This is a genomic window from Streptomyces sp. WAC00040 (genome assembly GCF_056835925.1).
This window is the reverse complement of record NZ_JAKQZE010000001.1, coordinates 1460884-1474587: the sequence shown is the minus strand read 5'-3', so window position 1 is coordinate 1474587 and position 13704 is coordinate 1460884. Positions and strand designations below refer to the sequence as shown.

The 13704-nt window shown below is 69.9% G+C and carries 7 protein-coding genes and 1 rRNA gene; 5 read left to right on the top strand and 3 right to left on the bottom strand.

The window, feature by feature from the left end; all coding sequences use genetic code 11:
• Positions 1-455: 455 nt before the first annotated feature.
• Positions 456-2606: an asparagine synthase-related protein gene (locus tag MDN94_RS06705; protein WP_482725017.1), complete on the top strand. Its 2151-nt coding sequence runs from the start codon at positions 456-458 to the stop codon at positions 2604-2606.
• A 257-nt stretch (positions 2607-2863) separates the two neighbouring features.
• Here MDN94_RS06705 and MDN94_RS06700 read toward each other — a convergent pair whose 3' ends face one another.
• Complete coding sequence (locus tag MDN94_RS06700; RefSeq protein ID WP_482725016.1) at positions 2864-4861, bottom strand: sigma-70 family RNA polymerase sigma factor; 1998 nt, start codon at positions 4859-4861, stop codon at positions 2864-2866.
• A 192-nt stretch (positions 4862-5053) separates the two neighbouring features.
• A complete protein-coding gene (locus MDN94_RS06695; RefSeq protein WP_482725015.1) occupies positions 5054-5830 on the bottom strand; it encodes a TetR/AcrR family transcriptional regulator in 777 nt (258 codons plus the stop codon).
• A gap of 324 nt (positions 5831-6154) precedes the next feature.
• On the opposite strand from MDN94_RS06695, the gene MDN94_RS06690 reads away from it, so the two are divergent.
• Positions 6155-7630, top strand: a complete 1476-nt coding sequence (locus MDN94_RS06690; protein WP_482725014.1) for an NAD(P)/FAD-dependent oxidoreductase — start codon at positions 6155-6157, stop codon at positions 7628-7630.
• Between the two features lie 127 nt (positions 7631-7757).
• The gene (locus MDN94_RS06685; RefSeq protein ID WP_482725013.1) at positions 7758-9437 is read left to right on the top strand and encodes an ATP-binding SpoIIE family protein phosphatase; all 1680 of its coding nucleotides are present in this window, start codon (positions 7758-7760) and stop codon (positions 9435-9437) included.
• Between the two features lie 19 nt (positions 9438-9456).
• On the opposite strand, the gene MDN94_RS06680 is transcribed toward MDN94_RS06685, so the two are convergent.
• The gene (locus MDN94_RS06680) at positions 9457-10755 is read right to left on the bottom strand and encodes an MFS transporter (protein ID WP_482725012.1); all 1299 of its coding nucleotides are present in this window, start codon (positions 10753-10755) and stop codon (positions 9457-9459) included.
• Positions 10756-10891: 136 nt separating this feature from the next.
• Here MDN94_RS06680 and MDN94_RS06675 point away from each other — a divergent pair, with 136 nt between their 5' ends.
• Together MDN94_RS06675 and MDN94_RS06670 are read left to right on the top strand one after the other, a co-directional pair.
• Positions 10892-11461, top strand: a complete 570-nt coding sequence (locus MDN94_RS06675) for a MarR family winged helix-turn-helix transcriptional regulator (protein WP_482725011.1) — start codon at positions 10892-10894, stop codon at positions 11459-11461.
• Positions 11462-12085: 624 nt separating this feature from the next.
• Positions 12086-13613 (top strand): 16S ribosomal RNA (locus MDN94_RS06670).
• Positions 13614-13704: the final 91 nt, after the last annotated feature.

Sequence of the window (13704 nt, the reverse complement as noted above, 5' to 3'; positions counted from 1 at the left end):
TCGCCCGTACGCCCTCGTGCTCCCGCCGTGTGGCCGTGCGCCCGTCCGTGCGCTCTGGCCGGTCGGAGACGGGAGCGCTTCCATGAGTGCTGCGTGGGTCGGCCCGCTGCGTACTGGAACCAGCGGGCTGGGGGACACCGCCGCCTCAATCCCCGCGGGCGGCGGACAGGGCCCGGGAGGCGAACTACGCCTCCCGGTCCATGTGTTGCGGTCAAACTGTCACGCTGACGCCGCCCGGAAAATGGCTGAATGACGCCTGTCCGCGGGCCTCTCCCGAGGCTCGCCCGGCCCTCCGACCGCCTCGGAACCGGCTCCCGCACCGTCGGCAAATCGCCACCGCCGCCGCGGTGTTCCGTTTTTGCACGCGCTACCGGGAGCCCTTCGCGTGTGCCTCCTTCGTGGCAGCATGTTCCCGAACGGCTTCGGCGATGTCCGGCAATGTTGGGGAGGCGGCGATGCGGTGGCTGGTGGGGTGGAGCAGTATCGCCGCGAACTTCGGCACGGCGGGCGCCGTCGGAGCCTCCGAAGAGGGCCGCACACTGCATCCCGTCGGGGCCCAACTCCTGTGGGGTGACCCGGACCCGCTGTGGGCCGTCGGGGACTGGCGACCCGACGAGGTGCGCATCATCACCGCCGAACCGCACCAACGGCCTTACGCCACCCCGGGCAACGGCCAGGCGCCCACCGTGACCCGGCTCGCCGTCCTCGGCTGCTGCGTCGCCAGCGACGAACAGCTGCGGGTCGGACTGTTCGCGGCGCGCGGCGGCGCACTGAGGCATCTGACCGCATGGGCGGGCAGCTACACCGTCGTCGTCCAGGTCGGCCGCCGCATCACCGTCGTCGGCGACCTCGCCGGCGCCCGCCCCGTCTTCTACACCCCATGGGCGAACGGCACGGCGTACGCGACCGCCGCCCTGCCGCTGGCCGACCTCATCGAGGCCCAGCTCGACATCGGACACCTGGCCGCCCTGCTGGCCTGCCCCGAGTCGCCGGAGGCGCTGCGCGACTCCACTCCGTACGCCGGAGTGAAACGCATCCCGCCCGGGCACGCGCTGATCCTGCGGGAGGGCTCACGGGAGATCACCGGATACGAGCCGGTCGCCTCGCTCGCCGTCGCCGCCCCGCAGGTCGAGGCCGCCCGCGCCATCGACGGTGTACGCGACGCACTCGTCGAGGCCGTGCGCGCCAGGCTGACCGCGCCCCGGCACGCGCCCGAGACCATGCCGCCCGACCCGGGGCCCGTCCCCGGGATGGGCCCCGCCGAACGCCGCGCGGCCCGCGGCGCACCGACGCCCGGGATCGGCGCCGACCTCTCCGGGGGCAGCGCCTCCAGCACCCTCGCCCTGCTCGCGGCCGGACTGCCCGGCGTACCGGGCACGGTCCTCGGACACGGCACCGGCGCCGGTGAACGGCTGCTCGCCGTCACCTTCAACGACCTGGCCACCGGCGGACACGAATTGCGCGAGCCCGAGCTGGAACGGGCCCGCCTCATCGCTGCCAACCCACGCCTGCACCATGTCGTGGTCGCCGCCGGAGAAGAAGGACTGCCGTACGCGAATCTCGACTCCGGCCCCCTGACCGACGAGCCCGCACCGTCCCTGGTGACCGCGGAGCGCCATCGGAGCCGGCTGGCCGCCGGCAGCGCCGACCACTTCACCGGAGCGGGCGCGCGGCAGGTGCTGGACGCACATCCGGCGCGGCTGGCCGACCTGCTGCTGGACCGGCGCAGACGCCACCTGTTGCGGCCGGTCACCGCCCTGGCCCGCTCCGAACGGCCTTCCTCCCAGTCCCTCTTCGTCCCGCTCACCGTGTACCGGGCGGCCCGCAGACTGGCCCGAACGCCCTACCGCACCGGTCTCGAGGCGGCCGCCGGCGACCTGCTCCTCGCCAACCGGCCGGGTCCCGCCCTGCGCAACGGCGCGGTGGGCGCGTCACTTGCGGCGCTGGCGTGGTCCCGTCCCGGGCCCGCGGCGCGCTGGCTCACCGGGGAGGCGCTCGCTGAAGTATCGGTTCGGCTGACGGAGGCGGCGACCCGGCCCACTTCGGTCCAACGGCCCGGCGAGACACGGGCGCGGGCCGCGCTCGCCCGCCACGCCTTCGACCACCGGATCCTGGAACAGGCCGCGGAGGTACGCAGCCAGCGTCTGCACGCGCCCTACCTGGACAACCAGGTCGTACGGGCCTGCCGGGACCTGCCGGAATCGCTCCGAGTCCAGCCGGGCGCTCGGGCCGCCGTACTGCGCACGGTCCTCGCGGGCGCCGGCATCCACGATCTGCCGCCCGGCTGGGGCTCCCCGACGCACGCCTCGTCCGCCGCGGCGGCCCGCACGGGACTACGGTCGGCGCTGCCACACCTGATCGCCCTCTTCGACGCCCCGCTGCTCGCGGACGCGGGCCTCATCGAGGCACGCGTCGTCCGCGGTGCGCTCCGGGCGGCGTCCGAGGGCGAGCCCGTGCCACTGGACGGGCTGGCGGACCTGGTCTCTACAGAACTGTGGCTGCGGAGGCTGCTGTCGCGCCGGGGCACGTGTTGGACGGGTACGGCGGCGCCGCGGCAGCGAGCGGTGGCGGGCGGGGTGCCGCGGCGGCCGACGCTGCAGTCGTAGGGGGCGGCTGCGCGCCGCCAGCGGTGGGCTGTTCCCCTGCACCGCCCCTTCCCGAAACCGGGCTCTGCCCGGACCCGATACCGCGCCTCGATCGCCGGGCGGGCTGGATTCGCTCTGTGAAATCCCAGCCCACCCGGCGATCGAGGGCCCGGCCGAAGGCCCTACGGGGCCCGGGGCTCGCCCAGATTCCGGGAAGGGGCGGGGTGAAGAAACGGCCCCGCGCAGCGGTCGAGCCACGCAGCGGCCACGCCCGCCCCCTACTCGCAGGTGATGCGTGACTCCGCCCAGTCCGCCAGCGCGACCTGGTCCCGTAGGGTCTCCGGTTCCGCCACCAGGCGGATGGTGCTGCGGCCGGTGATGGGCACGTGGACCGGGACCGCCGGTTCGCCGCTGCGGACGACGGGGGAGCTCCACAGCCGCGTCCCGTCCCCGTACACCGAGAAGCGCACCGCGCCCATGCCCAGGCCGCGCGTCAGGTCGTCGATGCCGACGAATGATTCGTACGTGGTGCACCGGCGGTTGAGGTCGATGGTGATGGACGACTTGGCGTGCGCGGTCGCCCCGTGCGCGTACTGCATGCCGCCGATGGACATGGACGAGCGCTGCCACAGCCAGCTGCTCCCGCCGAGCCGGACCTCCGGGCCCGTGTGGTCGCCGAAGGTCCCGTACTCCAGGCGGTTCACCTGGTAGACCTTCGGCGCGGGGGGCGGAGGCGTGGGTGTGGGCGACGGCGTGGGAGGCGTGGGTGTGGGCGACGGCGTGGGAGCGGGTGTGGGCGTCGGGGAAGGCGGCGGCTCCGGCGTGGGGCTCGGCTTCGACGGCGTGGTCTTCGGAAGTGCCGGCTCGTGCTCCGGCGCGGCCACAGGTTCGACGACCGCCGGCGGATTCGGCGCGGGCGGTGCCGGCGGCTCCTGCTCGGGCACGGGCGTCGGTACGACGGGCTGGGCGACCGGCGGCTTCGCCACAGGATCCGGGACCGGTCGCGGGTCACCGAAAAGCGCCCAGATCAGTCCGGCGGCCGCGACCGCGGCGACGGCCGCCGCGATGCCCGCCTTCGCCGGGGCCCCGAGTCCTTCGGCGGCGGCACCGCCCGAGGCACCACCGGCGGCGCTCCCGGTGGCGGCCGCCGCTCCGGCTCCTGCGGCGCCCGCGGCGCCGGCCGCCACGATGCCTGCGGCCTTGACGGAGTACCCCGCGGCGAACCAGCCGATCATCGCGACCGGCAGCAGCGCCGGAATGCCTGCGTTGACATGCGCCAGTTCACCCGCGGCGAGCCGGCACTTGACGCACTCGTCCAGGTGCTTGCGAAGCCCGCGTTCCGCCCGCATGCGCAGACCGCCGCGGGCGTACGCGCCCAGCCGGTCCGCGTAGCGCGCGCAGTCGCCGCCCGTGGTGAGCGCCGTGCTCACATGGGCCTGGAGGTAGGCCTGCTTGAGGCCTTCGCGGGCCCGGCTCGCGAGCACCGCGGTCGCGTTGGCGGTCAGCCCGAAGAGCAATGCGACGTCCCTCGGCGACTCCTCCTCGACGGTGGTGTGCCACAGCACCGCCTGCCAGCGCTCCGGCAGTGACCGGAACGCCTGCATGGCGAGTGACCGTTCCGCCTCGTGCATCGCCCGTACGTCCGCGCCGAGGTCGAGGGTGTCCTCGTTCGACGCGTCGGCTCTGCGGGCCGCCTCCGCGGCGAAAGCCGCGAAGTCCTCGACCAGTTGCTCCCGCTTCGCGGTCTTCATCCAGATCGCGGCGACGCGCCGGACCGTGGTGAGCAGGTAGGCGCGTACGGCTTGCTCGGGCCCGGCGCCGCCGCGCACCGCCTGCAGTGTCCGGGCGAAGACCTCCGCGGTCAGGTCGTCGGCGGTGTCGGCGTCCCGGCAACAGGTGCGGGCATAGCGCCGTATGGCGGTCGCGTGGCGGCGGAACAACTCCTCGTACGCGCTGTCGTCGCCGTCCCGCATGCGCAGAATCAATTCTGCGTCTGCCGGTGGCAGTTCGGGGGGCGGGGGTAGCACCGACCCGTGACCGCCGGCCGCCCGCTGCTGCGGCACAGCGTAGTGGCCCTGCGACTCCGCAGGTTCGGCGGACAGCGTCCTGGACACGTCCGGCGCACTGGCCGTCGCCTGCCCCGCCGCGCCGGCCGGTCCCGCCCCGCCCCGGGAATCACCTCGGCCGCCCTGGCTGGGCACCTGGGAGGCGGACAGCTCGTCCGCCTCCGGCCCGGCCGCACGGCTGAGCGACTTGTCCCGCCCGTCACCGCTCATCGCGGAAGCCCCCGTAAGCACCTACAGACCCGAACACCGGGCAAGCGTGTCACACAGCGGCCCTACGCCGAACCCCTCCGTACGGCAACCACCCGTCCGGGGAAACTTCCACGGATCCGGTCCTCTGCCTCACCCGTAAGAGGCACACTGCGGCAGGCGTACGGGTACGGCGTGTTGACGTGCGGGCAGCAATCACACCGCCCTGGGGCGCAGGCCCTCGAGCAGAATGTCCAGCAGCCGGGCCGAGGCCGCCTCCTGCTGTGCGGCGTCGGGCAGCGAAGGTGCGGGGGTGGCTATCACCAGCAGCACGTCCGCCACGGTCACATCACCCCGAAGCTCGCCCGCCGCACGGGCCCGCTCCACGAGCCGGCCCACCACCTCCAGCAGATCCGCCGCACCGCTGTCGTCCAGCTCCTCCGTAGGCATCGGTCGTGGCGCCACCACACGCAGCCCGGGCTGGGCCGCCGCCCGCTGCTGCGGCACCCGTGCGTCGTCCAGCGGCTCGGTGTCGGTGACGACGGCCGGTTCGTCACCGTCGACGCCCACCCGCAGTACCTGCGGCGGCAGCAGACGACCGGCACCGGACGCCACCGACGTGCGCAGAAAACGCGCGAGTGCCGACCACGGCTCCTCCTCCTGCCCGAGCGCGGTGCGCGCCTGCTCGGTCAGCCGGGACGTCTCCTCCTCGGCTATCCGGCGCACCAGGACGTCCTTGCTGGGAAAGCGGCGGTACACCGTCCCCACGCCGACCCGCGCACGCCGGGCGACGTCCTCCATCGGCGCGCCGTAACCAAGCTCGCCGAACACTTCGCGCGCCGCTCGCAACACGTGCTCGAGATTGCGCTGCGCGTCCACCCGCAGCGGTGCGGAGCGGCTGGTCCCGCCCGATCCCTCGCGCCCGCTCCCATTGCCGTCGGCCGCCGATGCCGGCGCGACGGCAGTCTGCCAATGCGAATCCTGAATATGCATGAGCGTTCCCCCGGTCATGTCGTCTCCCCCCGGAGACCTCCCCGCTGTCCGCCGGGCATGTCGTGACCAGACACCCCGACCGAGTACGAACATAGTTGAGCCCGAGTCAATTCAGAAGGGGGTACTTCCGCACGGAGCGCCCCCCGATCGGAGCAAGGGCCGGAAGGTTCCCTATTACGCCCCGGGACCCCGACCCGACCACCATGTCTGACCTGCGTGGCTTCCTTTTTGCCCCGAGCTGGGCGCGGAGCCGCCGGAAGCCGTCTTCCGGTCACACAATTTGCCGGGCCTGTGGACAAAGTCCCGAGGCCGTTGCCTCATGGGATGGTGAAGGCTGCAAACACCCGGGGCACGACCCCCGGCACCCCGCCGCGCAAACGCATTCTCGTCGTCGGCGGCGGTTACGTCGGGATGTACACCGCGCTGCGCCTCCAGCGGAAGCTGAAGCCCGAGCTGGCGCGTGGCGAGATGGAAATCGTCGTGGTCACGCCCGACCCCTATATGACGTATCAGCCGTTCCTCCCGGAGGCCGCGGCCGGTTCCATCTCCCCACGCCATGTCGTGGTCCCCCTCCGCCGTGTTCTCGACAGATGCACCATCGTGATCGGCGAGGCCAAGGCCGTCGACCACGCGAAGCGCACGGCCACCGTCAGCACTCTCGCGACCGAGGAGGAGGGTGCCGGCGCCGTCGAGATCACCTATGACGAGCTGGTCATCGCGCCCGGGTCGATCTCCCGCACCCTTCCCGTCCCCGGCCTCGCCGACTTCGGCATCGGTTTCAAGACGGTCGAGGAGGCGATCGGCCTGCGCAACCACGTCATCGAACAGATGGACATCGCCTCGTCGACCCGGGACCCGGCCATCCGCGACGCCGCCCTGACCTTCGTCTTCGTCGGCGGCGGCTACGCGGGTGTCGAAGCCCTCGCCGAGCTCGAGGACATGGCCCGTTACACCTCCCGCTACTACCACAACATCAAGCCGGAGGACCTGAAGTGGATCCTCGTCGAGGCACAGGGGCGCATCCTCCCCGAGGTCGGCGAGCAGATGGGCCGGTACGCCGTACGTGAGCTGCGCGCCCGGAACATCGACGTACGCCTGGAGACGCGCCTCGACTCCTGCGAGGACCGTGTCGCCGTCCTGAGCGACGGCTCCCGCTTCCCCACCCGGACGCTCGTGTGGACGGCAGGCGTCAAGCCCGCCCCGGTCCTCGCCGCCACCGACCTGCCCCTGAACGGGCGGGGCCGGCTCAAGTGCACGGCCCGTCTCTCCGTCGAAGGTGTCGACCACGCCTGGGCCGCCGGTGACGCCGCGGCCGTCCCGGACCTGACGTCCGACAAGCCCGGGGCCGAGTGCGCGCCCAACGCCCAGCACGCCGTACGCCAGACCAAGGTGCTCGCGGAGAACCTCGTGGCCTCGCTGCGCGGCGCGCCCATGCAGGACTACGCGCACGAATACGCGGGATCCGTCGCGTCCCTCGGCCTGCACAAGGGCGTCGCGCACGTCTACGGGCGCAAGCTGAAGGGCTATCCGGCCTGGCTGATGCACCGGGCCTACCACCTCAGCCGGGTGCCGACCTTCAACCGCAAGGCACGAGTGTTGGCCGAATGGACCCTCTCCGGGCTCTTCAAGCGTGAGATCGTCTCTCTCGGCTCGCTGGAACACCCGCGCGCCGAGTTCGAACTCGCGGCGGGAGGCGGACGACCGGCGAACGGCTCGAAGGAGCAGCCGTCCGCAGGCCAGAAGGAAGGGCCCAAGGAGCAGTCGGCCGACGGATCACCCGACGGTCCCACGGGGACCTGACGGCGGTTCGGCAACTCGGGAAAGACGACTGTCAGTCCGGTCGGCCACACTTGACGTGTGACCATAGGTGGGCTCACACCTGCACAGAGTGACCCTTGGCGACGATCCCATTGAGGCTAGAAAGTCAGTGAACTTCACGCGTTGGAGCGCCAGGCTCCCCGGTACGCAGCGCCGCGCCGCGGCGCGGGGAACCGACCGAGGGCTCTCCCCGGCGCAGCGGTCCGAGGGCTCCGTGCCCGCGGCCCGCGGCGAGTACGGTCACTCCGAGCCCCCGCCCGACGTCCCGGCGCTGGAAGACTTCTCCGTACCGGAGATGCTCGGGCGCCTGCCCGCGCTCGTCGCGCTCGTCTACGGCTCCGAGCACCGCATCGCCTACGTGAACGACGCCTACGCCGCCGCCTTCGGGCCGCGTCCGGCAGGATCGCCTGCCGCCGACGTGTGCCCCGAGCTCACGGAGCTGGGCCTGCTGCCGCTGATGGACCAGGTGCTGCGCAGCGGCAAGCCGCGCACGGTCAAGTCCCGCAGGATCCAGGGCGGTGGGGAGTCGGCCCGGCGGGGCGAGGGGTCGTACACGATCACCTGTCTGCCCGCGGAGCGCGCGGACGGCAGCAAGGAGACCGAGGGCGTGTTCGTCTTCGCGGCCGACGTCACCGACCACGCGGAGGCGGCGGAGCGTCTGCGGGCCAGCGAGCGCCGGCATCGGGAGACGGCCGTGACGCTTCAGCGTTCGCTGCTCCCGCAGGAACTGGAACAGCCCGACGACCTCCGCTTCGCCGCCACCTACCAGCCCGGCGGCATCGACGCCGCGGTAGGCGGCGACTGGTACGACGTGATCACGCTCGGCGCGGGACGCACGGCGCTCGTCATCGGAGACGTGATGGGCCGCGGCGTGCGCGCCGCCGCCGTCATGGGTCAACTGCGGACCGCGGTCCGTGCCTACGCCCGTCTCGACCTTCCGCCGCACGAGGTCCTCCAGCTGCTGGACGGCCTGGCCTCCGAGATCGACGCCAGCCAGATCGCCACCTGCGTGTACGCCGTTCACGACCCGAACGAGGGCCGGCTCGTGTACGCCTCCGCAGGCCATCTGCCGATCCTCGTACGCGACGAGGACGGTACGGTCCACAAGGCGGCGGAACCGACCGGACCGCCGCTCGGCACCGGCGGCTGGCTGCACACCTCGGGCGCCATCGACCTGCCGCCCGGTTCCACCGCCGTCCTCTATACGGACGGCCTCGTGGAACGCCGTGGCGAGGACATCGACGAAGGCGTGGCCGCGCTGGAGCGCGCGCTGTCCGGGGCGACCGGCAGCCCGCAGGTGGTCTGCGACCGGCTGATCCGTTCCCTCGGCGTCACCGCGGAGCACGACGACGACGTCGCCGTGCTCGTGCTTCAGCACCCGACGAGGAAGGGGGCGGACGCCGAGCTGTTCCACAACGCCGCCCTGGACCTGCTCGGCGGTATCGAGGCGGCGCCGCGTGCCCGGGCCTTCGCGTCAGGGGTCCTCGCCTCGTGGCGGTTCTCGCCGGAGCTGCACGACCTCGGTGTGCTGGCCGTCAGTGAACTGGTGGCCAACTCTCTCCAGCACGGCACCCCGCCCATGCGGCTCAGACTCCGCCGTACCGACCGCCGTCTGATCGTCGAGGTGACGGACGGGGACGACCATCTTCCGCGCCGCCGCCGCGCCGAGACGGAGGACGAGGCGGGCCGCGGGATCTCAATCATCGCGACGATCGCCTCGTCCTGGGGGAGCCGGCGCACCCCTGGCGGCGGCAAAGCGGTCTGGTGCGAGTTCGCCCTTCCGCGCTGAAGACCGCGGGCCCGGGGCCTCAGTGGGCGGGGGCGACTGCTTCCTCGGGCTTGTGCACGGCGACCACGCGGGTCCTTGCCGCCAGCGACGGTCGGTCCTGCACCGGGGTGAGCCGCTTGCCCAGGCGCAGCGCCAGCACCGTGACCGACAGCGAGAACAGCACGAACGTCACGATGTACGGGCCGTGCAGCGCGGCGCCCATCGGCCCGCCGACGGCCGGGCCGACCGCCAAGGCGAGCTGCTTGACCAGCGCGAACGCCGAGTTGTACTGCCCGACCATCGCCTCCGGCGCCAGGTCCACGACCAGCGGCGCCACGGTCGGCGAGAGCATCGCCTCCCCGAGGCCGAACAGCGCGTACGTCGAGATGAACGCGGCCGTCGCCATGGCCTGGCTGCCGTGGCCGAGGCCCGCGTAGCCGGCCGTCAGCCAGGCCACGGCCCAGATGAGCCCGACCGAGGCGATGACCCTGCTGCGCCTGCGCCGCTCCACGAACCGCAGCACCAGGAACTGCGCGAGCACGATGACCGCGGTGTTGGCCGCAAGGGCCGTGCCGAGGGTGGCGGGCTCGATACCGGCGGCCTCCGTGCCGTATGCGGCCAGACCCGACTCGAACTGGCCGTAGCAGGCGAAGAAGAGGACGAAGCCCAGGACGAGCAGCTGCACCATGGCCCGGTGGCCGAGCAGGGCCCGCAGGCCGCCCTTGGCACCGGCCTCCGCGCCGGAGGGACGCGAGTCGTGGAGCGTGGGGGAGTGGGGGAGCCGCACGGTCAGGGCGATCGCCGCGAGCACGAGGAACATGGCTGCCTCGATACCGAACAGCAGGGTGAAGCTCGCCGGCCTGCTCTCGTCGACGAGGTGTCCGCCGATCAGGCCGCCGAGGCCGAGTCCCAGGTTCTGCAGGAAGAACTGTGTGGCGAAGGCGCGGGTGCGGGTCGCCGTCTCCGAGCACCAGACGATCATCGTGGCGAGCGCCGGCTGCATCACGGCCGTACCGGCGCCGAGCAGCGCGGCTGACAGGACGACTGCCGGGATGCTGCTGGAGAGACCCATGCCGACGGCTCCCGCGGAGGCGAGCACGGCGGCGGCCACGAGCACGGGCAGAGGCCCCCGGCGGTCGATGATCCGCCCGGTGAAGGGCAGAGCGACGAGCGCGGCCATCGCGAAGACCGCGAGTACGGCACCCGCCGTGCTCGCGCCCAGCTCGCGCACCTGCGCCACATAGACGTAGAGGTACGGAACGGTGAAGCCGAGCCCGAACGCGCTCAGCGCGTTCCCCGCCTGGATCCGGCGCATCGCTGCACCCTTCGCCTTGGTCACACTCACCTGCTTCTGGTCGAGAAGCTCCTCGAGTCCGTAAAACTGAACCCTGAAGACTTCAACACTAAAGTTCAATGCTGAAGAGTACACATTGAAGGACTTCAATGCCAACGAGTGCCGTGCCATACTTCGGCGCATGCCTACCGAGACCCCCGAGGCCTCTCTGCCGTCCGGCCCGCACGAGCCGAGCCTCGACGAGCAGATCGCCGCCTACCAGCGCGAATTCGGCGATCTCGACCCGCAGGTCGAGAAGGTGGTCTCCGCCCTCGGCCGGCTCAACCGCCGGATGAACGTCGCGTACGGCCGCCAGGTCGCCGACCTCGGCATCAGCAACACCGAGTGGGAAGTCCTGAAGACCCTGGTGCTCTCGGGCTCCCCCTATCGCATGGGGCCCGGTGAACTCGCCAAGCGTCTGGGACTCACCCCCGCCGCGATGACGCACCGCATCGACCGCATGGCCGGCGAAGGCCTGGTCACCCGTGATCGCGACGAGAACAACCGGGTACGTGTGATCGTCGAGCTGACGGATGAGGGCCGGGCCAAGTGGCTCGAGGCGATGCGCATGGCGACGAACTTCGAGGAGGACCTGCTCCAGGACCTCTCGGGCGACGAGCGGGCGGTCCTCGGCGAGCTGCTCATCCGCGTGCTGCGCCGCGTGGAACACGACCAGCCGGACGCCGGCGGGCGGCTCACCGACCTGGATTAGCCGGGTCGCGGGGCAGAGTTGACATGGACCTCTGCGATCCGTAAGGTTCTTCGAGTTGTCACGGGGCCGGAACGGTTCTGCGACAGCCATCCCGCCGCGAACGCGGCAACCAAACTCAGCACCATCTCCCAGCCGGGATGAATTTCGGCATGCCGAAATTTATTTCGAAAGCTCGATTATGAGCCGCCCGGGAAATCCGCTAGAGTTTGAGCGTCGGAACGGCCCAACAGCCGGGAAGACAACTCCCGCTGACCGGGAATCAGGCCCGAAAGAGTCTGATAGAGTCGGAACCGCCGGAAGGCCGAAAGGCCGGAAAGCACACCGAGGAAATCGGATCGGAAAGATCTGATAGAGTCGGAAACGCAAGACCGAAGGGAAGCGCCCGGAGGAAAGCCCGAAGAGGGTGAGTACAAAGGAAGCGTCCGTTCCTTGAGAACTCAACAGTGTGCCAAAAATCAACGCCAGATATGTTGATACCCCGTCCATCTTCGGATGGTCGAGGTTCCTTTGAAAAAGTCCATCCCGTTTGCGGGGTGGCAATCACAGCGAGGACGCTGTGAACGACCGGTCTTATTCCGACCGGTTGTTCCGCTCTTCGGATGTGCACCCGATCACGGGTAAACATTCATGGAGAGTTTGATCCTGGCTCAGGACGAACGCTGGCGGCGTGCTTAACACATGCAAGTCGAACGATGAACCTCCTTCGGGAGGGGATTAGTGGCGAACGGGTGAGTAACACGTGGGCAATCTGCCCTTCACTCTGGGACAAGCCCTGGAAACGGGGTCTAATACCGGATAACACTGCGGATCGCATGGTCTGCGGTTGAAAGCTCCGGCGGTGAAGGATGAGCCCGCGGCCTATCAGCTTGTTGGTGGGGTGATGGCCTACCAAGGCGACGACGGGTAGCCGGCCTGAGAGGGCGACCGGCCACACTGGGACTGAGACACGGCCCAGACTCCTACGGGAGGCAGCAGTGGGGAATATTGCACAATGGGCGAAAGCCTGATGCAGCGACGCCGCGTGAGGGATGACGGCCTTCGGGTTGTAAACCTCTTTCAGCAGGGAAGAAGCGAAAGTGACGGTACCTGCAGAAGAAGCGCCGGCTAACTACGTGCCAGCAGCCGCGGTAATACGTAGGGCGCAAGCGTTGTCCGGAATTATTGGGCGTAAAGAGCTCGTAGGCGGCTTGTCGCGTCGGATGTGAAAGCCCGGGGCTTAACCCCGGGTCTGCATTCGATACGGGCAGGCTAGAGTGTGGTAGGGGAGATCGGAATTCCTGGTGTAGCGGTGAAATGCGCAGATATCAGGAGGAACACCGGTGGCGAAGGCGGATCTCTGGGCCATTACTGACGCTGAGGAGCGAAAGCGTGGGGAGCGAACAGGATTAGATACCCTGGTAGTCCACGCCGTAAACGTTGGGAACTAGGTGTTGGCGACATTCCACGTCGTCGGTGCCGCAGCTAACGCATTAAGTTCCCCGCCTGGGGAGTACGGCCGCAAGGCTAAAACTCAAAGGAATTGACGGGGGCCCGCACAAGCAGCGGAGCATGTGGCTTAATTCGACGCAACGCGAAGAACCTTACCAAGGCTTGACATATACCGGAAAGCATCAGAGATGGTGCCCCCCTTGTGGTCGGTATACAGGTGGTGCATGGCTGTCGTCAGCTCGTGTCGTGAGATGTTGGGTTAAGTCCCGCAACGAGCGCAACCCTTGTTCTGTGTTGCCAGCATGCCCTTCGGGGTGATGGGGACTCACAGGAGACTGCCGGGGTCAACTCGGAGGAAGGTGGGGACGACGTCAAGTCATCATGCCCCTTATGTCTTGGGCTGCACACGTGCTACAATGGCCGGTACAAAGAGCTGCGAAGCCGTGAGGCGGAGCGAATCTCAAAAAGCCGGTCTCAGTTCGGATTGGGGTCTGCAACTCGACCCCATGAAGTCGGAGTTGCTAGTAATCGCAGATCAGCATTGCTGCGGTGAATACGTTCCCGGGCCTTGTACACACCGCCCGTCACGTCACGAAAGTCGGTAACACCCGAAGCCGGTGGCCCAACCCCTTGTGGGAGGGAGCTGTCGAAGGTGGGACTGGCGATTGGGACGAAGTCGTAACAAGGTAGCCGTACCGGAAGGTGCGGCTGGATCACCTCCTTTCTAAGGAGCACATGGCCGACTGCGAGCGAATGACTCGCACGGTTGCTCATGGGTGGAACGTTGATTATTCGGCACTCTTGACCATCTCTGG

Bases quoted from the DNA above. Each gene is read 5' to 3' on its own strand.
- MDN94_RS06690 (WP_482725014.1), top strand. From the start codon at position 6,155: ATGGTGAAGGCTGCAAACACCCGGGGCACGACCCCCGGCACCCCGCCG.
- MDN94_RS06695 (WP_482725015.1), bottom strand. From the start codon at position 5,830: ATGCATATTCAGGATTCGCATTGGCAGACTGCCGTCGCGCCGGCATCG.
- MDN94_RS06675 (WP_482725011.1), top strand. From the start codon at position 10,892: ATGCCTACCGAGACCCCCGAGGCCTCTCTGCCGTCCGGCCCGCACGAG.
- MDN94_RS06705 (WP_482725017.1), top strand. From the start codon at position 456: ATGCGGTGGCTGGTGGGGTGGAGCAGTATCGCCGCGAACTTCGGCACG.
- MDN94_RS06700 (WP_482725016.1), bottom strand. From the start codon at position 4,861: ATGAGCGGTGACGGGCGGGACAAGTCGCTCAGCCGTGCGGCCGGGCCG.